Origin of the sequence: Pseudarthrobacter sp. efr-133-R2A-89 (assembly GCF_030209315.1) — a bacterium.
In the GTDB taxonomy this organism is placed as follows: Bacteria; Actinomycetota; Actinomycetes; order Actinomycetales; family Micrococcaceae; genus Arthrobacter.
In genome coordinates, this window is record NZ_JARVSE010000006.1 from 124,968 (window position 1) to 145,253 (window position 20,286).

Annotated in this window: 23 protein-coding genes and 1 riboswitch; of the genes, 11 read left to right on the plus strand and 12 right to left on the minus strand. The window is 67.9% G+C overall.

The annotated features are described in order from the left end of the window. Positions 1 to 95: 95 nt before the first annotated feature. Together QRM95_RS12230 and QRM95_RS12235 are read right to left on the minus strand one after the other, a co-directional pair. The gene (locus QRM95_RS12230) at positions 96 to 716 is read right to left on the minus strand and encodes an MBL fold metallo-hydrolase (RefSeq protein ID WP_285247857.1); all 621 of its coding nucleotides are present in this window, start codon (positions 714 to 716) and stop codon (positions 96 to 98) included. After that, positions 713 to 1,819, minus strand: coding sequence for an S-(hydroxymethyl)mycothiol dehydrogenase (locus QRM95_RS12235; protein WP_285247858.1), 1,107 nt, complete (start codon positions 1,817 to 1,819; stop codon positions 713 to 715). Before QRM95_RS12235 ends, QRM95_RS12230 begins: the two co-directional genes overlap by 4 nt. A 311-nt stretch (positions 1,820 to 2,130) precedes the next feature. On the opposite strand from QRM95_RS12235, the gene QRM95_RS12240 reads away from it, so the two are divergent. From QRM95_RS12240 to purM, 3 genes are read left to right on the plus strand one after another with little or no spacing between them, the layout of a single operon-like run. Continuing rightward, the gene (locus QRM95_RS12240) at positions 2,131 to 2,445 is read left to right on the plus strand and encodes a hypothetical protein (protein ID WP_285247859.1); all 315 of its coding nucleotides are present in this window, start codon (positions 2,131 to 2,133) and stop codon (positions 2,443 to 2,445) included. A gap of 57 nt (positions 2,446 to 2,502) precedes the next feature. After that, on the plus strand, positions 2,503 to 4,173 hold the full coding sequence (gene purF / locus QRM95_RS12245) for an amidophosphoribosyltransferase (protein ID WP_285247860.1): 1,671 nt from the start codon (positions 2,503 to 2,505) through the stop codon (positions 4,171 to 4,173). After that, on the plus strand, positions 4,170 to 5,315 hold the full coding sequence (gene purM / locus QRM95_RS12250; RefSeq protein WP_285247861.1) for a phosphoribosylformylglycinamidine cyclo-ligase: 1,146 nt from the start codon (positions 4,170 to 4,172) through the stop codon (positions 5,313 to 5,315). The genes purF and purM overlap by 4 nt, the downstream gene beginning before the upstream one ends. Before the next feature lie 53 nt (positions 5,316 to 5,368). Here purM and QRM95_RS12255 read toward each other — a convergent pair whose 3' ends face one another. Both QRM95_RS12255 and QRM95_RS12260 read right to left on the minus strand, forming a co-directional pair. Further along, a complete protein-coding gene (locus QRM95_RS12255; RefSeq protein ID WP_285247862.1) occupies positions 5,369 to 6,139 on the minus strand; it encodes a VOC family protein in 771 nt (256 codons plus the stop codon). Positions 6,140 to 6,347: 208 nt separating this feature from the next. Next, on the minus strand, positions 6,348 to 6,581 hold the full coding sequence (locus QRM95_RS12260; RefSeq protein ID WP_018760828.1) for a DUF3073 domain-containing protein: 234 nt from the start codon (positions 6,579 to 6,581) through the stop codon (positions 6,348 to 6,350). Between the two features lie 272 nt (positions 6,582 to 6,853). Here QRM95_RS12260 and QRM95_RS12265 point away from each other — a divergent pair, with 272 nt between their 5' ends. Continuing rightward, positions 6,854 to 7,531 (plus strand): septum formation family protein, encoded by a 678-nt coding sequence (locus tag QRM95_RS12265; RefSeq protein WP_285247863.1) that lies wholly within the window; start codon positions 6,854 to 6,856, stop codon positions 7,529 to 7,531. Between the two features lie 44 nt (positions 7,532 to 7,575). Here QRM95_RS12265 and clpB read toward each other — a convergent pair whose 3' ends face one another. From clpB to QRM95_RS12295, 6 genes are all read right to left on the minus strand, one after another. Continuing rightward, the gene (gene clpB / locus QRM95_RS12270) at positions 7,576 to 10,218 is read right to left on the minus strand and encodes an ATP-dependent chaperone ClpB (protein ID WP_285247864.1); all 2,643 of its coding nucleotides are present in this window, start codon (positions 10,216 to 10,218) and stop codon (positions 7,576 to 7,578) included. Positions 10,219 to 10,348: 130 nt separating this feature from the next. Continuing rightward, entirely contained in the window at positions 10,349 to 11,461 is a 1,113-nt protein-coding gene (locus tag QRM95_RS12275; protein ID WP_285247865.1) for a sulfate/molybdate ABC transporter ATP-binding protein, read from the minus strand. Continuing rightward, complete coding sequence (locus tag QRM95_RS12280) at positions 11,458 to 12,300, minus strand: ABC transporter permease (RefSeq protein WP_285247866.1); 843 nt, start codon at positions 12,298 to 12,300, stop codon at positions 11,458 to 11,460. Before QRM95_RS12280 ends, QRM95_RS12275 begins: the two co-directional genes overlap by 4 nt. Positions 12,301 to 12,325: 25 nt before the next feature. Then, positions 12,326 to 12,760, minus strand: a complete 435-nt coding sequence (locus QRM95_RS12285; protein WP_285247867.1) for an SRPBCC family protein — start codon at positions 12,758 to 12,760, stop codon at positions 12,326 to 12,328. 123 nt (positions 12,761 to 12,883) lie between these two features. Next, complete coding sequence (gene modA, locus QRM95_RS12290) at positions 12,884 to 13,720, minus strand: molybdate ABC transporter substrate-binding protein (protein WP_285247868.1); 837 nt, start codon at positions 13,718 to 13,720, stop codon at positions 12,884 to 12,886. After that, positions 13,717 to 14,091 carry a TOBE domain-containing protein gene (locus QRM95_RS12295; protein WP_285248026.1) on the minus strand — a complete coding sequence of 125 codons (375 nt, stop codon included), beginning with the start codon at positions 14,089 to 14,091 and terminating at the stop codon, positions 13,717 to 13,719. The genes modA and QRM95_RS12295 overlap by 4 nt, the downstream gene beginning before the upstream one ends. A gap of 153 nt (positions 14,092 to 14,244) precedes the next feature. On the opposite strand from QRM95_RS12295, the gene QRM95_RS12300 reads away from it, so the two are divergent. Then, the gene (locus tag QRM95_RS12300; RefSeq protein WP_285247869.1) at positions 14,245 to 15,114 is read left to right on the plus strand and encodes a DUF4031 domain-containing protein; all 870 of its coding nucleotides are present in this window, start codon (positions 14,245 to 14,247) and stop codon (positions 15,112 to 15,114) included. Next, a complete protein-coding gene (locus QRM95_RS12305; protein WP_285247870.1) occupies positions 15,111 to 15,932 on the plus strand; it encodes a 2-phosphosulfolactate phosphatase in 822 nt (273 codons plus the stop codon). The genes QRM95_RS12300 and QRM95_RS12305 overlap by 4 nt, the downstream gene beginning before the upstream one ends. A gap of 3 nt (positions 15,933 to 15,935) precedes the next feature. On the opposite strand, the gene QRM95_RS12310 is transcribed toward QRM95_RS12305, so the two are convergent. Continuing rightward, positions 15,936 to 16,337, minus strand: a complete 402-nt coding sequence (locus QRM95_RS12310) for a YccF domain-containing protein (RefSeq protein ID WP_285247871.1) — start codon at positions 16,335 to 16,337, stop codon at positions 15,936 to 15,938. A 71-nt stretch (positions 16,338 to 16,408) separates the two neighbouring features. Beyond that, a complete protein-coding gene (locus tag QRM95_RS12315) occupies positions 16,409 to 17,020 on the minus strand; it encodes a phosphoribosylanthranilate isomerase (protein WP_285247872.1) in 612 nt (203 codons plus the stop codon). A gap of 115 nt (positions 17,021 to 17,135) precedes the next feature. On the opposite strand from QRM95_RS12315, the gene QRM95_RS12320 reads away from it, so the two are divergent. The 5 genes from QRM95_RS12320 to QRM95_RS12340 all read left to right on the plus strand — a co-directional run bounded on the left by QRM95_RS12320 (position 17,136) and on the right by QRM95_RS12340 (position 20,241). Further along, complete coding sequence (locus tag QRM95_RS12320) at positions 17,136 to 17,720, plus strand: HutD/Ves family protein (protein WP_285247873.1); 585 nt, start codon at positions 17,136 to 17,138, stop codon at positions 17,718 to 17,720. A gap of 68 nt (positions 17,721 to 17,788) precedes the next feature. Continuing rightward, positions 17,789 to 17,854, plus strand: a riboswitch (guanidine-III (ykkC-III) riboswitch). 10 nt (positions 17,855 to 17,864) lie between these two features. Further along, on the plus strand, positions 17,865 to 18,188 hold the full coding sequence (locus tag QRM95_RS12325; RefSeq protein WP_285247874.1) for a DMT family transporter: 324 nt from the start codon (positions 17,865 to 17,867) through the stop codon (positions 18,186 to 18,188). A gap of 2 nt (positions 18,189 to 18,190) precedes the next feature. Then, positions 18,191 to 18,550 carry a DMT family transporter gene (locus tag QRM95_RS12330; protein WP_285247875.1) on the plus strand — a complete coding sequence of 120 codons (360 nt, stop codon included), beginning with the start codon at positions 18,191 to 18,193 and terminating at the stop codon, positions 18,548 to 18,550. Positions 18,551 to 18,559: 9 nt separating this feature from the next. Continuing rightward, entirely contained in the window at positions 18,560 to 19,186 is a 627-nt protein-coding gene (locus QRM95_RS12335; RefSeq protein ID WP_285247876.1) for a nucleoside/nucleotide kinase family protein, read from the plus strand. Between the two features lie 41 nt (positions 19,187 to 19,227). After that, entirely contained in the window at positions 19,228 to 20,241 is a 1,014-nt protein-coding gene (locus tag QRM95_RS12340; RefSeq protein WP_285247877.1) for an aldo/keto reductase, read from the plus strand. The last annotated feature ends 45 nt before the right edge of the window (positions 20,242 to 20,286 follow it).

Genomic DNA, 20,286 nt, shown 5'->3' on the forward strand with positions numbered 1-20,286 from the left:
GTTCCAACGTCCTTACCGGATTGTGCTGATGGACCGCCGGCGGAGGCGCGCCGGGTCCTCCCGGCGCCTCCGCCGGGCGCTTTCTTGACTTCTGGTTACTGGGGAACCTTCGCCAGCGTTTCCTGCTCGGCGGCGATGGTGGTGTCCTCGCCGTGGCCGGTGCGGACCACGGTGCCGGCGGGCAGTGTCAGCAGCCGTTCGCGGATGGACGCCAGGATGGTGGGGTAGTCGCTGTAGGACCGTCCGGTGGCGCCCGGGCCGCCGTTGAACAGGGTGTCGCCGGTGAACACCGTCCCTTCGCTTTCAAGGTAGAAGCACGTGGACCCGGGCGAATGGCCGGGTGTGTGGATCGCCTGCAGGGTCGCCCCGCCAACTTCGAACACGTCACCGTCGGAGTGGTAGCGGTCCGGTGCGGCGTCCGGGTAGACCTGCTCCCAGAGCACCAGGTCTTCCTGGTTCAGCAGGATCGGTGCCCCCAGTGCGTCCGCGACCTTACGCGCGGCGCCGATGTGGTCGTTGTGCGCGTGCGTGAGCAGGATGGCCTTCACCTTCCGGCTGCGGACCTGGTTGATGATCGCCGCGGCGTCATGCGGCGCATCGATGATGATGCACTCCTCGTCATTGCCCACGATCCAGACGTTGTTGTCCACGTCCCAGGTGCCGCCGTCGAGCGAGAACGTGCCGGAGGTGACCAGGTTCTCGACGATGACGCTCATGCGGACGCTCCAGCAGGCTGGACCTCGACGACGGAGCGCAGCACCTTGCCCTCATGCATCCGTTCGAAGGCCTCTTCCACCTGGTCGATCGTGATGCGCTCGGACACGAACGCGTCCAGGTCCAGGTTGCCCTGCTTGTAGTGCGAGACGAGCATGGGGAAGTCGCGGGAGGGCAGGCAGTCGCCGTACCAGGAGGACTTCAGCGACCCGCCGCGGCCAAAGACGTCCAGCAGCGGCAGCTCAAGCGTCATCTCCGGCGTCGGAACACCCACCAGCACCACGCGGCCGGCAAGGTCGCGGGCGTAGAACGCCTGCTTGTACGTTTCAGGGCGGCCGACGGCGTCAATCACCACGTCCGCCCCGTTGCCTCCGGTCAGTGCACGGATGGCTTCCACGGCGTCCTCTTGGCGCGAGTTCACGCCATGGGTGGCGCCGAGGGACCTGGCCATGCCGATCTTGTTGTCGTCGATGTCCACGGCGATGATCGTCGTCGCACCGGCCAGCCTGGCGCCGGCGATCGCGGCAATCCCCACACCGCCGCAGCCAATGACGGCCACGGATTCGCCACGCTTGACCTCGCCGGTGTTGATCGCAGCGCCGATGCCGGCCATGATGCCGCAACCCAGCAGGCCCACCGCGGCAGCATCAGCCTCCGGGTCCACCTTGGTGCACTGCCCGGCCGCCACCAGGGTCTTCTCAGCGAAAGCACCGATGCCCAGGGCAGGCGAAAGCACCGTGCCGTCCTCGAGGGTCATCTTCTGCGTGGCATTGTGCGTATTGAAGCAGTACTGCGGCTGACCCTTGGCGCAGGCCCGGCACTCGCCGCAGACGGCGCGCCAGTTCAGAATGACGCGGTCCCCGGGGGCCACCTGGGTCACATCGGGGCCAACGGCACTGACAACCCCCGTGGCCTCGTGCCCGAGCAGGTAAGGGAAGTCATCACCGATACCGCCCTGCTTGTAGTGAAGATCCGTGTGGCAGACACCGCAGGTCAGGATGTCCACCAGCGCCTCCCCCGGCCCCGGATCCGGGACCAGGATGGTCTCCAACGACACGGGGGCGTTCTTCTCCCGGACAACGACTGCTTGAACTTTGTGGACCATGGTTCTTGTGTTCCTTTCCTGGATCCGGCCGGATCCGTGAGTCGGCACCAAGTGCCAATCTAGCTGACAGGCCAGGCCCGGAGACCACGGCGCCTCAGCCTTCGAGGCGCAGCGAGTTGCATAATAAACAACAGAATGCACATAGTGCTCACAGCAGAATATGGCAGCGGCAGCTTCCTGTGTCAATAGATATATCAGTCTCCGACCAGTCACCTGCCAGGGCGCCACTCGCCGTTTCCCCGGGCCGGGAGCGCCTGACCTCCTCCGCCCCCGTTACCTGGAGCAAAACAGTGGGCAGTAGGCTGGATGGCATGTCTTTTGAAGAAACCCCTGCCGAGCGGCGCGAGGTTACCGTCCGCCGGGCGCCCAAGTACGTTCCCTTCCTGGTGGTCGGAGCGCTGCTCGGAGCCCTCGCGGCCGCGGTGGTGGCGTACGGAGTACCGGGGGACACCACCTTCGACCCAGGGGCCGTGTTCGGTTTCTTCCTGGTGATGTTCGCGGCAGCAGGGGCCATCCTGGGCGCCGGGCTGGCGCTCGTGCTGGACCGCCGCAGCGTGAAGCGCCAGCAGCGGGCAGTGGTGGAAGCCGTGCCGGATTCCGAACCGGATACCGACCCCCAGGCCTAGCAGGTCACAATCGGGCAGCCGGAAAAGTCCTACCCCATATCGTGCGATAATCGATCAGTGGCACGCGGCGATGGAAAACTTTCCCATGATCTTCTCCCCGGCGAAAAAGGCCCGCAGGACGCTTGCGGCGTCTTCGGCGTTTGGGCACCAGGCGAAGAAGTAGCAAAACTTACCTATTACGGGCTGTATGCACTGCAGCACCGCGGTCAGGAGTCGGCTGGCATAGCCACCAGCGACGGCAAACGGATCAACGTCTACAAGGACATGGGACTTGTCTCCCAAGTCTTCGACGAGACCACCCTGAACACCCTGACCGGGCACCTGGCCGTGGGCCACTGCCGCTACTCCACCACCGGCGCCAGCCACTGGGCCAACGCGCAGCCCACCCTGGGCGCCACCTCCACCGGCACAGTTGCCCTGGCACACAACGGCAACCTGACCAACACCGCCGAACTCAACGCCATGATCAACGAGCGCAACGGCGGCCAGCTCACCGGCGAAATGAAGCAGGGCAACACCTCGGACACCGCGCTGGTCACCGCCCTGCTGGAAGGCGAGCCGGGGAAGACCCTGGAAGACACCGCCACGGAACTCCTGCCCAAGATCAAGGGCGGCTTCTGCTTCGTCTTCATGGACGAGGGCACCCTCTACGCCGCACGCGACACCTATGGGATCCGCCCGCTGGTCCTCGGCCGGCTGGAACGCGGCTGGGTGGTGGCGTCCGAGCAGTCCGCCCTGGCCACTGTCGGTGCCAGCTTCATCCGCGAGATTGAGCCCGGCGAGTTCATTGCCATCGACGAGGACGGCGTGCGGTCCAAGCGGTTCGCGGAGCCGACGCCGGCCGGTTGCGTCTTCGAGTACGTCTACCTTGCCCGCCCGGACGCCGCCATCGCCGGCCGCTCCGTCTACGAATCCCGCGTGGAGATGGGCCGTCAGTTGGCCCGCGAAAACACGCAGCAGGCGGACATCGTCATCCCCGTGCCGGAATCCGGCACCCCCGCCGCCGTCGGCTACGCCGAGGAATCCGGCATCCCCTTTGCACACGGTTTCGTGAAGAACTCCTACGTGGGCCGCACGTTCATCCAGCCTTCGCAGACGCTGCGCCAGCTCGGCATCCGCCTCAAGCTCAACGCCCTCGAGTCCGTGATCCGCGGCAAGCGGGTTGTGGTGGTGGATGACTCGATCGTCCGCGGCAACACCCAGCGCGCCATTGTCCGGATGCTTCGGGAAGCCGGCGCCGCAGCCGTCCACGTCAAGATCTCCTCCCCGCCGGTGCAGTGGCCCTGCTTCTACGGCATCGACTTTGCTTCCCGCGCGGAGCTCATCGCCAACGGCGCCACCATCGAGGAAATCTCCCAGGCCATCGGTGCGGACTCACTGGCCTACATCTCCGAGGACGGCATGATCGGAGCCACCCGGCAGCCCCGCGAACGGCTCTGCACCGCCTGCTTCACCGGCAAATACCCCATCAAGCTGCCGGACGCCGACAAGCTGGGCAAGAACCTGCTGGAGCGCACCGACCTTGGCGGCCTCAAGCCGTCCCCAGCCGCTCTTCCCGGCGAGACGGCCGCCCTGGCCGTTGACGCCGCGGAAGACCCGGCAGAGAAGGCCGGCGCCACCGGCTGCGATCCCGGGCCGGACGCCGAATTCGAAAACCTGCTGACCGAAGCCGACCTCGTGCCCGACGTACACGCCGCCACCAGCGCCGACAAGAAGGACTCCGTATGACTTCCGCCAACACCGCCGCAGAGAACTCCGGCATCACCTACGCCTCCGCCGGCGTGGACGTTGAAGCCGGGGACCGCGCCGTCGAGCTCATGAAGGACGCCGTCAAGGCAACCCACAACTCCTCGGTGATCGGCGGGGTGGGCGGCTTCGCCGGCCTCTATGACGTCTCCAGGCTCCTGACTTACAAGAAGCCCCTGCTGGCCACATCCACGGACGGCGTAGGCACCAAGGTGGCCATCGCCCAGGCCATGGACATCCATGACACCATCGGCTTCGACCTGGTGGGCATGGTGGTGGACGACATTGTGGTGGTAGGCGCCGAGCCGCTGTACATGACCGACTACATCGCCTGCGGCAAGGTGGTCCCCGAACGCATCGCGGACATCGTGCGCGGCATCGCGGCGGCCTGCTCCGTGGCCGGCACTGCCCTGGTGGGCGGCGAGACCGCCGAGCACCCGGGCCTGCTGGGCGAACATGAATATGACGTCGCCGGCGCCGCCACCGGCGTCGTGGAAGCCGACGCCCTCCTTGGCCCGGACCGCGTCCGCGCCGGCGACGTGGTGATCGGCATGGCCTCCTCCGGCCTGCACTCCAACGGCTACTCGCTGGTCCGCCGCGTCATCAACCACGCCGGCTGGGCACTGGACCGCCAGGTATCCGAACTGGGACGCACGCTGGGCGAGGAACTCCTTGAACCCACACGCGTCTACGCAGCCGACTGCCTGGACCTGGCCCGCACCTTCCCGGTCAGCGCCGGCGCCGCCGTCCACGGTTTCAGCCACGTCACCGGCGGCGGCCTGGCCGCCAACCTGGCCCGGGTCCTCCCGCAGGGCCTGGTGGCCACGGTGGACCGCGCCACCTGGGAACTGCCCGCTATCTTCAAGCTCGTGTCCGAACTGGGAAATGTCCCGCTGCCCGACCTCGAGCGCACCCTGAACCTCGGTGTGGGAATGGTGGCTATCGTGTCCCCCGACGCCGCTGACGCCGCAGTGGCGCGCCTGAACGACCGCGGCCTGCCGTCCTGGGTCATGGGCACGGTCACGGAGGACTCGGATTCCATTTCCAAGACCGGCCCCGACTACGTCCAGGGCGCCAAGGGCGTGGACGGCGGCGCCGTCCGCATGGTCAACGCCTACGCCTAAAGCCAATAACCATTTGGGGTTCCCCACCGTACGGTGGGGAACCCCAAATGGCGTTAATTGACCTGGATCAGGCTCAGGATGCCGCCCTGCGGGTCCCGGAGGGTAGTCAGTGAACCGTCAGCGGGATGCTCGTCCGGCTCCACGACGATTTCTCCTCCGCCCTGGACCGTTGCTACCGCAGCAGCACGGACGTCCGCGGCGCCAAAGTAGACCTGCCAGGCCGCTTCCTCGCCTTCTTCGGCAGGAACGACGCCGGCCACCTCGGCGCCGTCGACAAGCAGCGTGCTGTAGGTGCCGCCGTCGTCCTGGGGATATTCGGTGACCTCGTGCCCGAACAGCTGCTGGAAGAAGCCGACCGCGGCCTGCGGCCCGGGCGTGGAGAGTTCGGCCCAGGCCAGCGCCCCCGGTTCGTTGACGAGATGGCTCCCATAGTGGGTGCCGGCCTGCCAGATCCCGGTGGTGCCGCCGCCGGGCGGGGCGAGGAAAGCCAGCACGCCGGTGGCGCCCACCTGCTCAGGCCCGAACTGGACGGTCCCGCCGGCAAAGGCGGCGTCGTCAAGGAGCGTTGCGGCGTCCGACGCCGCGAAATAGATGTTCCACCGGGCCGGCGTGCCCGACGGCTGCAGGGGGCCCTGCGGCGCGATGGTGGCGACCAACCGGCCATTCAAGAAGGCCTGCGCGTAACTGCGGCCGTCAGGGGTGGGAAAGTCCTGAAAGGTCCAGCCGAACAACTTGGCGTAGAAGTCCTTGGCGGCAGCGACATCGGGGGTCTGCAAATCCGCCCAGCAGGGCTCGCCATCGGCGTAGGTTGTCCGAACAGTCATCCGGTCAGGGTACCAACGCGGGAAAGCCCGCTGCCACCGGGTATCCCGGAAAGCAGCGGGCTTCCTCATGTCAGCGGTCACCCGAAAACGGGTACTAAAAAGGAGGTCCTGTGCCATCCCAACGCTGCGGGAAAGCACCTGCGGAGCTTGTTAGCGCGTAGCTGCGGCACGGCCTGGAAAACCGGGGGCCACGGCGGCTTTACGACAACTAGCCGATGCGACGGCTGTCAACCTCGTCGTCATCGTCATCCAAATCATCCGCGTACTTATCCACATAAGCCGAATAGTCCGGCTCGACCGGTTCATTCGAGTAATGGCTCGTTGAACGACTGCCCGGGCCCGTCAGCTCACGCTGAAGTGCCGAGTAGTCAGTGTTCGGGGAGTAGTACTTGATGTCCCGAGCCTGCTTGGTAGCTTTTGCCTTTTGACGGCCGCGCCCCATGGCGTGACCCCCTTTTGTACTTGGACCGGAGGTGGTCACCTTGGCGATCGGTGAGGCCCCGGAATGTTTGGTCAATTTGTCGTACACCTAGATTACATGCTTTCGGCTGCCCCTGCTTGCCGCGCAGGGCCCCGGGACGGGGCGTGGGGTACCATGATGCACTTCGACCCGCAGGAACACGGGATTTTTCTTCGATAGAGTCACTTAAGAAGTGGCTGTTTTGCCCGCCCGTTGGCGAGCCGCGGAACATAAACCCAGGAGGATGCGCACCCGTGAACCACCAGGACATCCCGCCCAAGCCTGCCTCGCCGCCGCACACCGGCAGCCTGCCGGCGGTCCCAGGCGGGGGCAAGGGTTCGGCGCCCGCCCCGGAAGCTGTGACCTGGTCCCACCGGGTCCCGGACCCCCCGCAGCGCCGCGCAGCCAACAGGGCCACCTCCTGGAAGGTGTTCCTCATCGTCGTAATCGCAGCCGTCGCCGGCTCGCTCACATGGCTTGCCGTGTGGTTGAACTCATCCTCCGGTACGGAGAAGTCCGCCGCCGACGCGCCCGGAGTGCTGCAGACCACCGCCACCGCGCCGGCCACCCCCCAGCCGCTTCCACGCAACGGGGTGGCACCTGCCGCGTACGCGGTGGGCGACTGCTTCAAGGACTTCGATCCGGAAGCCTTGGCGTCCACCGTCGTCGCCTGCGATACCGGTCATTCGGCGCAGCTGGTGGCAACCTACCGCTACCCCGCAGCAGCCGCCTACCCGGGGACTGATCCGCTAAAAGCCAAGGCCCTGGAAGCATGCCAGGCGGCTACTCTCGGCCCGGCAGCCAGCCAGTTCCACCTCAACTACCAGCGCAGCTTCCCAAGCAGCACCAGCTGGGATTCGGGCGACCGCCGGGTGGACTGCTACGTCACGGCCGACTCCGGCAACGTGATCACCGCCAGCGTGCTGCCCTGACGGTCCATCCGTCCGGGCAGCACGCCTGGGCGTGACCCTGCCGGCTAGTCTTTCCGCCGGACGGACAAACCCGAGCTGGGGGCGCCTGTCAGCGTGTCCACGGTGCCCTCGGTAAGTTCGCCAAGGTCCGCCGCGGTGTCCACCAGGACGGTATCGCCATCACTGATATCCCCGGCCAGGATGGCTTTTGCCAGCCGGTCGCCGATCTCGCGTTGCACCAGGCGGCGCAGCGGGCGGGCACCGTACGCCGGATCGTAGCCGGACAGGGCCAGCCACGCCTTGGCGCCGTCGGTGACCTCGAGGGTGAGCCGGCGATCGTAGAGGCGGCGGCCCAGTTCGGCCACGTGCAACTCCACGATGTGCGCCAACTCCTCCACCGTGAGGGCATCGAACAGAACCACTTCGTCGAGCCGGTTTAGGAACTCGGGCTTGAAGGACGCGTTGACGGTGGCCATGACGGCATTGCGCTTGGCTTCGGGGTCCAGGGTCTGGTCCACCAGGAACTGGCTGCCCAGGTTGGAGGTCAGCACCAGGATGACGTTGCGGAAGTCCACGGTGCGGCCCTGGCCGTCGGTGAGGCGGCCGTCGTCGAGCACCTGCAGGAGGATATCGAACACCTCGGGGTGCGCCTTCTCCACCTCATCCAGCAGCACCACGGAGTACGGGCGGCGGCGGACCGCCTCGGTGAGCTGTCCGCCTTCCTCGTAGCCGACGTAGCCCGGAGGCGCCCCGACCAGCCGGGCCACGCTGTGCTTCTCGCCGTACTCGGACATGTCGATGCGCACCATGGCGCGTTCGTCGTCGAACAGGAAGTCCGCCAGGGCCTTGGCCAGTTCGGTCTTGCCCACGCCGGTGGGGCCGAGGAACAGGAAGGAGCCGGTGGGGCGGTTGGGGTCGCTGATTCCAGCGCGGGCGCGGCGGACGGCGTCGGAGACGGCAGCCACGGCTTTGGACTGGCCGATCAGCCGCCTGCCCAGCTCCTGCTCCATGTGGAGCAGCTTCTGGCTTTCGCCCTGCAGCATCCTGCCGGCGGGAATGCCGGTCCAGGCCGAGATGACTTCGGCGATGTCCTCCGCCGTCACTTCCTCAGCCACCATCTGGGCCGGCTTGTCCGTCACGGCTGCCTCCGCCTCGGCAGCGGCGGTCAGCTCGCGTTCAAGGGCCGGGATTTCGCCGTACAGGATCCGCGAGGCGGTCTCCAGGTCGCCCTCGCGCTGGGCCTTGTCCGCTGCGGAGCGCAACTCGTCCAGCTTGGCTTTCAGGTCGCCCACCCGGTTGAGCCCGGCCTTCTCGGCCTCCCACCGCGCGTTCAGAGCCGAGAGTTCCTCTTCCTTGTCCGCCTTGTCGGCACGGAGCGCGGCGAGCCGTTCCACCGAAGCGGCGTCGGTCTCGCCCTCCAGCGCAAGCTCTTCCATGGTGAGCCGGTCCACCTGGCGGCGCAGCTGGTCGATTTCCTCCGGAGCGGAGTCGATCTCCATGCGCAGCCGGGACGCGGCTTCATCCACCAGGTCGATTGCCTTGTCCGGCAGCTGGCGGCCTGAAATGTAGCGGTTGGACAGGGTGGCGGCGGCCACCAGGGCGGAGTCAGCGATGGACACCTTGTGGTGCGCCTCGTAGCGTTCCTTGAGGCCGCGGAGGATGCCGATGGTGTCCTCCACGCTGGGTTCGCCGACGTAGACCTGCTGGAAGCGGCGTTCCAGGGCGGCATCCTTTTCGATGTTTTCGCGGTATTCGTCCAGAGTCGTGGCGCCGATCAGGCGCAGCTCGCCACGGGCCAGCATGGGCTTGAGCATGTTGCCCGCATCCATGGAGGAATCACCGGTGGCCCCGGCACCCACCACCGTATGGATCTCGTCGATGAAGGTGACGATCTGGCCCTCGGAGCCCTTGATCTCCTCAAGGACGGCCTTGAGCCGCTCCTCGAACTCACCACGGTACTTCGCGCCGGCCACCATGGACCCGAGGTCCAGGGAGATGAGCGTCTTGCCGCGCAGGCTTTCGGGGACATCGCCCGCCACCATCCGCTGGGCCAGCCCTTCCACCACTGCAGTCTTTCCGACGCCGGGCTCACCGATCAGTACCGGGTTGTTCTTGGTCCGCCGGGACAAGACCTGGACCACGCGCCGGATCTCGGAGTCGCGGCCAATCACCGGGTCAAGCTTCCCTGCCCGGGCCATGGCAGTGAGGTCGGTGCCGTATTTTTCGAGTGCCTGGAAGGTGTTCTCGGGGTCGGGACTGTCCACTTTGCGGTCCCCCCGGACCCCGGGCAAGGCAGCAAGGAGAGCCTCACGGGAGGCGCCGGCGTCGCGGAGCAGCCGTGCGGCGGCGTCGTTGCCGGCCGAGAGGCCCAGCAGCAGCACCTCGGTGGACACGAAGCTGTCTCCCAGCCGGTCCGCTTCTTCCTTCGCGTTCTGGATGGCCTGCAGGGCGGGCCGGCTCAGCTGCGCCTGCTGGCTGGAGCCGCCCGACGTGGCGGGCAGGGACTTGATGGCGCTGCTGGCATGCACGCTGACGGCGTCGGGATCGGCACCGGTGGCGCGGAGGAGCGCGACGGCGACACCCTCCCGCTGGTCCATCAGAGCCTTGAGCAGGTGGGCCGGTTCCACCTGCGGGTTGCCGGCGGTGGAGGCATTCATCGCCGCAGCGGAAAGAGCCTCCTGGCTCTTGGTGGTGAATTTGACGTCCAAAGAGGGCTCCTTTCGGGGGCTTGATAACTAAGTTGAGTGTACTACGCTCAACTTTTCAGGACGAGGCTCTCAAGCCATGTTTGCCCACGGCGAAACTGCTGTCCAGAGCCGGAGGTCCCGCCACGCCGCGCTAGGTCCCGTAGACGGAAACTGCGGCCGCCTTGACCACGAAGTGCACGGTCATCCCCGGCACCAGGCCGAGGTCCGCTGACGCGGCCGGCGTAATGTCGGCTGCCAGGCCTCCGGCCCGGACACGGATCTGGTCGCCGTGCGGCTCAAGGTCGCTGATGGTCACCGCGAAGGAATTGCGGGGGCTGCCGTGCGCGTCGGCGAGGAACACGGAAACGGCCGACGGCGGGAACACCGCCACCCCGGGGCTCCCGGCCCCGGCCACCGGGGAAGGTTCGCCGGACCCGCCGGGCTGCCCGGGCGCCGCCGGCTGCCCGCCGATTTCCGGATCCTCGCCATGACCGGCGATCCGCAGGCCTTCCTCGGTGCGCACCCCGGCCCCGTCCAGCGTTCCGGGGACGAAGTTCAGCCCGGCCAGGCCGGCCGCAAATGCACTGCGCGGGCGTTCCAGCACCTCCCGGGTTGGGCCGTCCTCGGCAATCCTGCCGTTTTCCAGGATGACCACCCTGTCCGCGAGGATCAGCGCATCAAGGACATCATGGGTGACGATGATGGCCTGCCGCTCCGCGAGGACGCGCTTGAACAGGCGGCGCAACAGCGGGGCGGAGTGGATGTCGAGGGCCGCGAGGGGCTCGTCCAGCAGGAGGAGCGCGGGATCCGCGGCCAGCGCGCGTGCCACGGCAACGCGCTGGGCCTGGCCGCCGGAGAGTTCGGCGGGGCGCCGACCGGCCAGGCCTTCAACTTCAACGTCAGCCAGCCAGCCCAGGGCACGCTGCCGGGCTTCCCGTTTGGGAATGCCGGCACTGCGGGGGCCAAAAGAGACATTGTCCACCGCGGACAGGTGCGGAAAGAGCAAGGGTTCCTGGGCGAGCAGGGCGGTCCCGCGACGGTGCGGCGGCACCCAAGTGCGGTTGCCGCCGTCGAGGTCGAACAGGGTCTTTCCGTTGAGTTCCGCCCTGCCGCTGTCCGGCCGCAGCAGCCCGGCGATACTGGACAGCAAGGTGGACTTCCCGGCGCCGTTGGGCCCCATCACGGCGACGGTTTCACCGGGCCCCACCGTCAAGGACACGTCGAATCCACGCCCGGCCACGGCTGCCTGGAAGGACAACGTCACTGGCCGTTCCCTCCTGCCGGCACCGGCGTCGTCGGCCGTTTTCCTGCTCCCCAGCGCGCCGCGGGCCGGCGGTAGGCGAGCGCCACCACCGCCACGGCTACGGCCACCAGCACCAGCGACAGGGCGACGGCCGCGTCCGGGTCGGTTTCCCGCTGCAGGTAGATTTCCAGCGGCAGGGTGCGGGTGACCCCCTGAAGGCTGCCCGCAAACGTCAGTGTGGCACCGAACTCGCCCAGGCTGCGGGCGAAAGAGAGGACAGCGCCCGAAGCGAGTCCGGGCAGGACCAGGGGAAGCGTGACCCGCCGGAAGACGGTGCCCGGGCGCGCGCCCAAAGTAGCGGCCACCGCCTCGTAGCGGGAGCCTGAAGTGCGCACGGCACCCTCCAGGCTGACCACCAGGAAGGGCAGCGCCACGAACGTCTGCGCCAACACCACCGCGGTGGTGGAGAAGGCAATCTGCAGGCCCAGCACGTCCAGGGCCTGCCCCAGCAGGCCCTGGCGGCCGAACGTGTAAAGCAGCGCGATGCCGCCCACCACGGGGGGAAGCACCAGCGGCAGGAGCACCAGCGAACGCAGCAGCCCCTGCAGCCGGAAAGTATCCCGGGCGAGGACCAGCGCCAGGGGGACACCAAGCACAATGCACAGCAAGGTGCTGGCCGCGGAGGTCCGCAGGCTCAGTCCCAGCGCCGTCAGGGACGAGTCCGAGGTCACGAGTGGAATGAACCGGGTCCAGTCCACCCGCAGCACCATGGCGAGCAGCGGGAGCAGCACTACGACGGCGGCAACAACAGCCAGTGCGCGGACCCAGCCGGGAACGCCGGAATAGCCTTGCCCGACCACTTTGGTACCTTTCGTGTTGCCTGGCTCAGCGGCTTTCGAGTACCTGCTTGAGCTTGGACAATTGGGCGACCTCGGATTCCATGGTCCTGGTGACCATCGAATCCAGGACCCGCATCAGGAACGGCAGCTTGGCCTCAAGGCTGAACGTTACCGTCGTCCTGCCGCCGTCCCCAGCGAGGGTGTACGTGCCGGCGGGGCGGGCGGGGCCGGCCACCACTTCGAAGGCCAGCAGGCGCCCGGGCCGGGCCGCCGTGATCCTGTAGTCACCCCGGATGGGGCGGCCTTTGGGACCGGACAGGGTCTGGTTGTAGACGGCGCCCACTTCACCCGCCCCACCCTCGCGGAGGGAGATGGATTTCACGCCTTCCCGCCATGCGATGTTGTTCAGGCCATCGGCGAGGAAGTCATAGACCTCCCCGGCAGGCCGGTCGATGACGATGCTGTTCTCCGCGTGGGCCATGCGTTTCCTCCGGATGGTGGATTGGAACAATGGGTATCTGGACGGGTCTGCCAGAGGCGCCCCTGGCTCAAGCCACGGTGCGCGCCTGGCCCCACACTACTGCCGCGGGGATACTTCCCGGCATTATGGAACCCCGGGTCCGAATCCCGCCGCGGCCAGGACCTTTTGCCCTTCCGCGCCGGTCACCAGGCCAATGAAGGCCTGCGCGGCCGCCTTGTTCCGGCCACTGGCCACGCCCGCGATGGGGTAGGTATTAACGGCGCCCTGCGACTCAGGAAATTCGATGCCCGCCACCTTTGCGCCGGCCGCCCGGACATCCGTGCCGTACACCAAGCCCGCGTCGGCCTCGCCCGACGTGACCTTGCCCAGGACGTCGGTGACGGCATTTTCCTCACTGACGGGGGCCAGCGTAATCCCTGCCGTGCCCGCCACCTTTGCCGCCGCTGCCCCGCACGGGACCTGCTTGGCGCAGACCACCAGCTTGACCCCCGGCCGCGCCAGGTCCTTCAGCGCCGAAATTCCGGCCGGATTACCCGGCGGAACCGCAATGGCCAGGGTGTTGGTGGCGAAGTTGCGGGGCGTGCCGTCAGCCAGGCCGGCGTCCTGCAGTTTCTTCATGTTGGCCGTGTCAGCCGAGGCGAAGACGTCGGCGGGGGCGCCCTGGTTAATCTGGCTGGCAAGGTCCGAGGATCCCGCGAAGCTCAACGTGACCGCCGTTCCGGGGTTTTCCGTTTCGAAGGTGTGCGCCAGCTCGGTGAAGGTGGCCTTGAGGGAGGCTGCCGCGAAGACCGTGATGGTTCCTGTTGGCGCGCCGGAACCGGCGGCCGCAGCGGACGTGGGGCCCGCGGCCGGCCCTCCTGCCGGCGCGCAGCCGGAGAGGACGGCCAGTAAAAGTACCGCCAGCGGGAGGACGGCCGGCCGGACGGTGGACGCAACCGGGCGGACAGATTGCTTGCTCATGCGGTGGCCCGGCCTTTCGGGGATTCGATGATGACTGTTGTTGCCTTGACCACTGCGGTGGCGACGGCACCGGGCTCCAGCCCAAGATCGCGCACGGCTTCGCTGCTCATGAGGGATACCACCCGGAACGGCCCGCACTGCAGCTCCACCTGGGCCATGACTTTGTCGGCGATGACGTTCGTGACGAGGCCGACGAACCGGTTTCGGGCCGAGCTGCCGCCGCGTTGCGGATCATCCGGGAGCTGGGCCAGCTTCCGGGCATGCGTGGCGAGCTCCAGCCCGTCGACGGCCAGCCGGCCGGACTCGTCGCGGAACGGCGTCAGTGTTCCATGATCGGTCCATCGGCGGACGGTATCGTCGCTCACACCCAGGAAACGGGCAGCTTATGAAACGCGGATAAGGGCCATGCGGCAATCCTAATCCGCAAATGCGAATGTAAGGTCGTCTCATCTGCGCAAATGAGGAATATGACTGGAGCGCAGGGCCGCCAGGCTACCGCCCAGGGGCAGCACTAGACTCCTTCCATGGCCATCTACATCGACCCGCCATTGTGGCCTGCACACGGTACGCACTTCTCGCACCTGGTGTCCGATACGTCGCTGGACGAGCTTCACGCGTTCGCTGCTGCCGCGGGAATCCCCGAGCGGGCATTCGACGGCGACCACTACGACGTCCCGGAGCGCCGCTTCGACGAGCTGGTGGCGGCGGGGGCCGTCCCTGTGGAAGCCAGGCTCCTGGTCCGCAAGCTGATCGCCAGTGGACTGCGGATACCGGCACGCCGGCGGAACAAATCGTTGAAAGTACCGCTGCTGAACCGCTGGGAAGCCATCATGCCCGGGCACGATGCCCTCTTCCTGGACCTGCTGGACCGCTGGAGCGAACCCCACCGCCACTACCACGGCTGCACCCACCTGCTCTCCGTCCTGGAGGCACTGGACCTGCTCACCGAGCCGGCCGAGGCACCGCGGACCGTACTGCTGGCAGCCTGGTTCCACGACGCCGTGTACCGGGGCGCGGCGGGACAGGACGAGGAAGAATCCGCCCGGCTGGCCGAGGACCGGCTCACCGCCGCCGGCCTGCCTGAGGCGGACGTGGCGGAGGTGGTCCGGCTGGTCCTGCTGACATCGGACCACCGTCCCGAACCCGGAGACGACGACGGCGCCCTCCTGTGTGACGCGGACCTGTCCATCCTGGGCGGGGAACCGGAGGAATACGCCCGTTACGTCGCGGCCGTCAGGAAGGACTACGCGCACGTCGGCGACGCCGACTTCGCTGCCGGCCGGGCCGCCGTCGTGCGCCACCTGCTGGAACTGGACCCGCTCTTCCGCCACCGCCGCGCCAGGGAACTGTGGCTGGACGCCGCGCACCGCAACCTGAAAGGCGAACTGGCATGAACGCTCCCCGCTCCACGCCGAGGCATACGCACTCAGCGAACGCCGCGCACCGGCAGCTCCCTTTCGAGGTGCGGCTTGACTGGGGACTGAACGGCGCCAGGACCGTGGCCCCGGGTGCGGATATCGCGGTGGTGGTGGACGTCCTGTCCTTCAGCACCTGCGTCAGCGTGGCACTGGACCGGAACGCGGAGGTCTTCCCGTTCCCTTGGCGCGACACCAGGGCCGAAGACTTCGCCGCCCACCACCATGCGCAGCTGGCAGGCCCCCGCGACGGCGGGGGGCTGAGCCTCTCCCCCGCAAGCCTGCGCAGCGCAGAAACGCTGGACCGGATCGTCCTGCCGTCCCCCAACGGCTCTGAACTGTGCCATGAACTGGCAGGCGAGGTTCCACTGGTGGCCGCGGTGTGCCTCCGCAACGCCGCGGCCACGGCGGACTGGGTGTCGGCCAACCTTCCCGGCGACGCGGTGGTGGCGGTGGTTGCGGCCGGTGAGCGGTGGCAGGACCGTACCCTCCGGGCCGCCGTGGAGGACCAGATCGGGGCCGGAGCTTTCATCGCAGGGTTGGCCGCCGCCGGGAAGGGCGGCTACGAAGCCGGCGACGGCAGGCACGGCTATGCTCCGGAAGCCGTGGCGGCGATGGCCGTTTTCGAAGCCGCCGAGCCGCGCCTGCGTGAGGTGCTGTTACGGTGCTCCAGCGGCCGCGAGCTGACCGGCGCCGGCTACGCGGAGGACGTGGACATCGCGGCCGAACTGGACGACAGCGGGTCCGTGGCCATCCTGCAGGACGGGGTGTTCCGGCCCCTGCCGCCGGCGCACTGATCCTTAGCGGTAGTTGCTGGCGAACGGCCTGTTGGAAGGCACGATCTGCTTGCCCAGAGGCATCAGGGACACCGGGATCAGCTTGAGGTTGGCGATGGCCAGCGGGATGCCTACGATGGTCATCGCCATGGCGAACGCCGTGAGCACATGGCCGATGGCGATCCAGATGCCGGCGACGAGCAGCCAGATCACGTTGCCCAGCAGCGAGAAGACACCGTTGCCGCCGGGCCGGTCAACCACCATCCGGCCGAAGGGCCAGAGCGTGTAGGCAGCGATCCGGAAGGATGCGATGCCCCAGGGGATGGTGACGATCAGCACGCAGCAGACCACGCCCGCAAGGAAATAGCCCAAGGCAAGCCAGAAGCCGCCAAAAACCAGCCAGATAACGTTCAGAAGTGTCTTCATGCACCCATTCTGCCCCCGGACCTCCGGCAAATAGGTAGGGGACTCCCCTGATCTTGCCCTGAGCCGGGCGACTAGACGGCGGCGGTTGCCTTGGCGGCCTGCACGAAGGCACGGACCTTTGCCAGGTCCTTCACGCCGCGGGTCGCTTCGACGCCCGAGGAGACGTCCACGCCCCAGGCCTGGGCATCGGCGGACGCCTGGCCCACGTTGGCCGCGTCCAGGCCGCCGGCAAGCAGCCATTCCCGGCCCTGCAGCACCGGCAACGCCGCCACGGAGGCGTAGTCCCAGGACTCGCCGGAGCCCGGCGCCGCCGCATCAATCAGGAGCAGGTCCTCGCCCCAGTCTTCGAATTCATCGCCGGAGGCACCCATGGTGATGGCCCGGACCAGCTTCATGCCGGCGTTATGCACCGTTGCCACGTCCGCCCGGGAGCGGTTCCCGTGCAGCTGGATCCATTCAAGGCCCGCCGCGCGCGCGATGGCGACGGCGTCAACCACGGGTTCGTCGCGGAACACGCCGATCGGGCGCACTCCGGCGGGAACCTCCGACAAGAGGGAGGCGGCCTGGGAGGGTGAAACCACCCGGGGGCTGGCGGTGAGCACGAAACCTACGGCGTCGGCCCCTGCTTCCACCGCCGCGCGGACCGATTCGGGCGTACTGAGACCACACACTTTGACGAACATTCCCGGCTCCTTCAGGCTGTTTTCGTGATGACCCCCCGGAGGAGATTAGCAGGACGGGACGCAACCTGCGACGCCGGACCCTGAACCTGCCGGGCTTGGGAACTAGGCTGGGCTGATGCTGATCATCCGCTTCTCAGGGCTCAAGGCCGAACCATGGCGCAACGGGGGCGGGGTGACGAGGGAAATCGCGCGCCAGGACTCGTCCGACGGGGGCTGGGATTGGCGGGTGAGCATCGCGGACGTCACCAAGGCAGGTGACTTTTCCGCGTTCCCCGGCATGGAACGGGTCCTGACCGTGATCGAGGGGGAACTGCTGCTGCTCACGGTGGACGGCGCAGAGCAGCCGTTGGAGAAATACCGTCCCTTCCGGTTCGACGGCGGCGCGGCCACAACAGGGTCACTGCCCACCGGAGACATCCGGGACCTGAACGTCATCACCTGCGCCGCGGCATACAAGGGGTACACCTCCATCATCGAGCTGTCCAAGAAGCGGGCCCATCCGGTGTTCGACGGCCAGCTGGCGGTGCTGCTGCAGGGCCAGGCTGTGGTCAGTGAAGGCGGCAGCGGGCAGGCGGACACCAACCCGGTGGAACTGGGCCGCTACGACGCCGTGGCCGGATCCGACGCCAACAGCCCGGAGATCCTGGGCCGGGGCTTCCTGGCAGTGGTGTCGGTCGACCCGCTGGAGACCGCCGGGTAAAGCCCCCCGCATGGTGAGGTTGGGCACCATCGGTGGCCGCCCGGCGTCGTGCGTTGCTACGCTGGAATCCAAGGCTCCGCACCAGAGCCTCCGGACGACGGTTCAGTACCCGGCACGCGACAAGACTGGCCAAAGGATCTGGTCATGTCGTGGATAATCCTTCTTCTTTCCGGCGCCCTCGAGGCCGTCTGGGCAGCCGCCCTGCACCGGTCCGCCCAGGTTTCCGGCCGCCGCCGACTCGCGCCCGCGGCTGTGTTCCTTGTGGCCGTCGCGGCGAGCACCGGCGGCCTCGCGATCGCCATGCAGTCCATCCCCACCGGAACGGCCTACGCCGTCTGGGTGGGGGTCGGCGTCGTCCTGACCTCCGCCTACGCCATGGCCACCAGGGTTGAACGCCCGACGGCGGCCCGGCTGGCGCTGCTCACCGGCATCGCCGCGTGCGTGGTCGGCCTGAAGGTGGTGGCGTAACCGTGAACCGCTCAGTTCCCTGGCTGGTACTTCTGGCCTCCGCGGTGCTGGAAGCTGTCTGGGCCACCGCCCTGGGCTTGTCCGAGGGCTTCAGCAAGCCCCTCCCCACGGTCGTTTTCGCCGTCACGGCGGCCCTGAGCATGCTGGGCCTGGGCATGGCCATCCGGAGCATTCCGCTTGGCACGGCCTACGCGGTCTGGGTGGGCATCGGTGCTTCGTTGACGGTCGGCTGGGCGATGATCACGGGCGTAGAGCCCTTCAGCGTCCTGAAGCTCCTGTTCATTGCCGGCATCGTGGGTTGTGCCGCCGGCCTGAAGGCCCTTCCCGCGAAGGACCAGGCGGCCGCGCGCAGCAGTGACTAGGCTCTTGCCATGGACTCCCCCGAGATCGCCCAGGCCGTCGAGGCGCTCCGGCGCAGGCTGGCGCCGGAGACGCGCACCATCCTGGGCATCGCGGGCGCGCCGGGATCCGGGAAGTCCACCTTTGCCGCATGGCTGCAGGAGCAGTTCAGCCCCGGTACGGCGGTGGTGGTCCCGATGGACGGCTTCCACCTGGGCAACGCGATCATTGAGGGGACGCCGCTGAGGGAGCGCAAAGGAGCCATTGATACGTTCGACGGCGGCGGCTACCTTTCGCTGCTGCGCCGCCTGGCGCGCCGGGACGAGGCGGTGGTGTACGCACCGGAATTCCGCCGCACCCTGGACGAGCCGGTGGCTGCCTCGATTGCGGTGCCCGCGGACGTCCCGCTGGTCATCACCGAGGGCAACTACCTGCTGGCCGTGCAGGAGCCGTGGAAGGAGGTGCGGGCGCAGCTGGACGAAGTATGGTTCCTTGAAACTCCGCCCGCACTCCGCCTGCAGCGGCTGGTGGACCGGCACGTGTCATTCGGCATGGACCGTGCGGCCGCCGTGGCCTGGGCCACCGGACCTGATGAAGCAAACGCGCGGCTGATCCAGGCCGGCCGGCAGGCGGCCGACCGGATCATCCCCTGGCTGTAACGACCCCCTCTCCACACCGCAGGAACCGAACAGGAGCACCCATGGCACACACCCCCACTGACCACGGCCAACCGGTCCAGCTCGGCGACGGCCTGGCCGTCAGCCCCCTGGGCTTCGGCGGCATGGCCCTCACCCCGGTCTACGGCGACGTTGACCCCGCTGAGGCGCTCCGGACGCTGCACCACGCAGTCGATGCCGGTGTCAGTTTCATCGACACCGCGGACATTTACGGCGGCGGCAGCAACGAGGAACTGATCTCCCAGCTCCTCAAGGAGCGGCGGGACGAGATCCAACTGGCCACCAAGTTCGCACTGGTGGGCAACCCGGCGGACGGCTACACGGACATCCGGGGCGATGCGGAATACGTTCGCCAGGCTGTGGACCGCAGCCTGCAGCGGCTGGGCACCGAGGTCATCGACCTGTACTACATGCACCGCCGCGACGTGAGGGTCCCCATCGAGGAAACAGTGGGCGCCATGGCGGAGCTGGTGCAGCAGGGCAAGGTCAAGCACCTGGGCCTGTCCGAGGTGACGGCACAGGAGCTCCAGGACGCCTCCGCCGTGCACCCGATCTCCGCCGTCCAGAGCGAGTGGTCCATCTGGAGCCGGGATGTGGAACGCAACGTGGTTCCGGCCGCTGCAGAGCTGGGTGTGGGCTTTGTCCCCTACTCCCCGCTGGGCCGCGGCTTCCTCACCGGCACCGTGGATACGTCGAGCCTGGGCGAGAAGGACTTCCGCCGGAATATCCCGCGCTTCGCCCCCGATGCCGCAAGCGCCAACCAGGCGGTGGTGGACACCGTCCGGTCCGTTGCGGAACAGTTGGATGCCACGCCGGCGCAGGTTGCCTTGGCGTGGCTCTTCGCCCAGGGCAGGCAGCTTGGCCTGCCCGTCGTCCCCATCCCCGGGACCCGGAAGGCGGCCCGGATCGACGAGAACCTTGGCGCCTTGGGCCTGGACCTTACCCCGGCCCACCTGGCCGTCCTTGCCGCGGCATCGGACGCCGTCGTCGGTTCCCGGTCCGCGAACCCCACTTGGGTGTCCGAAGGGCGCGAGTAACCGGCCGGCCGGATACGGCAAAGGGCGGCTCCCCCAGAGGGAGCC

What these genes read in the sequence shown, in the direction of transcription:
- QRM95_RS12320 (WP_285247873.1), top strand. Translation starts at nt 17,136, where the DNA reads ATGCTGATCATCCGCTTCTCAGGGCTCAAGGCCGAACCATGGCGCAAC.
- QRM95_RS12230 (WP_285247857.1), bottom strand. Translation starts at nt 716, where the DNA reads ATGAGCGTCATCGTCGAGAACCTGGTCACCTCCGGCACGTTCTCGCTC.
- QRM95_RS12255 (WP_285247862.1), bottom strand. Translation starts at nt 6,139, where the DNA reads ATGACTGTTCGGACAACCTACGCCGATGGCGAGCCCTGCTGGGCGGAT.
- QRM95_RS12235 (WP_285247858.1), bottom strand. Translation starts at nt 1,819, where the DNA reads ATGGTCCACAAAGTTCAAGCAGTCGTTGTCCGGGAGAAGAACGCCCCC.
- modA (WP_285247868.1), bottom strand. Translation starts at nt 13,720, where the DNA reads ATGAGCAAGCAATCTGTCCGCCCGGTTGCGTCCACCGTCCGGCCGGCC.
- QRM95_RS12300 (WP_285247869.1), top strand. Translation starts at nt 14,245, where the DNA reads ATGGCCATCTACATCGACCCGCCATTGTGGCCTGCACACGGTACGCAC.
- QRM95_RS12305 (WP_285247870.1), top strand. Translation starts at nt 15,111, where the DNA reads ATGAACGCTCCCCGCTCCACGCCGAGGCATACGCACTCAGCGAACGCC.
- QRM95_RS12285 (WP_285247867.1), bottom strand. Translation starts at nt 12,760, where the DNA reads ATGGCCCACGCGGAGAACAGCATCGTCATCGACCGGCCTGCCGGGGAG.
- QRM95_RS12340 (WP_285247877.1), top strand. Translation starts at nt 19,228, where the DNA reads ATGGCACACACCCCCACTGACCACGGCCAACCGGTCCAGCTCGGCGAC.
- QRM95_RS12240 (WP_285247859.1), top strand. Translation starts at nt 2,131, where the DNA reads ATGTCTTTTGAAGAAACCCCTGCCGAGCGGCGCGAGGTTACCGTCCGC.
- QRM95_RS12315 (WP_285247872.1), bottom strand. Translation starts at nt 17,020, where the DNA reads ATGTTCGTCAAAGTGTGTGGTCTCAGTACGCCCGAATCGGTCCGCGCG.
- QRM95_RS12335 (WP_285247876.1), top strand. Translation starts at nt 18,560, where the DNA reads ATGGACTCCCCCGAGATCGCCCAGGCCGTCGAGGCGCTCCGGCGCAGG.
- QRM95_RS12325 (WP_285247874.1), top strand. Translation starts at nt 17,865, where the DNA reads ATGTCGTGGATAATCCTTCTTCTTTCCGGCGCCCTCGAGGCCGTCTGG.
- QRM95_RS12310 (WP_285247871.1), bottom strand. Translation starts at nt 16,337, where the DNA reads ATGAAGACACTTCTGAACGTTATCTGGCTGGTTTTTGGCGGCTTCTGG.
- QRM95_RS12260 (WP_018760828.1), bottom strand. Translation starts at nt 6,581, where the DNA reads ATGGGGCGCGGCCGTCAAAAGGCAAAAGCTACCAAGCAGGCTCGGGAC.
- purM (WP_285247861.1), top strand. Translation starts at nt 4,170, where the DNA reads ATGACTTCCGCCAACACCGCCGCAGAGAACTCCGGCATCACCTACGCC.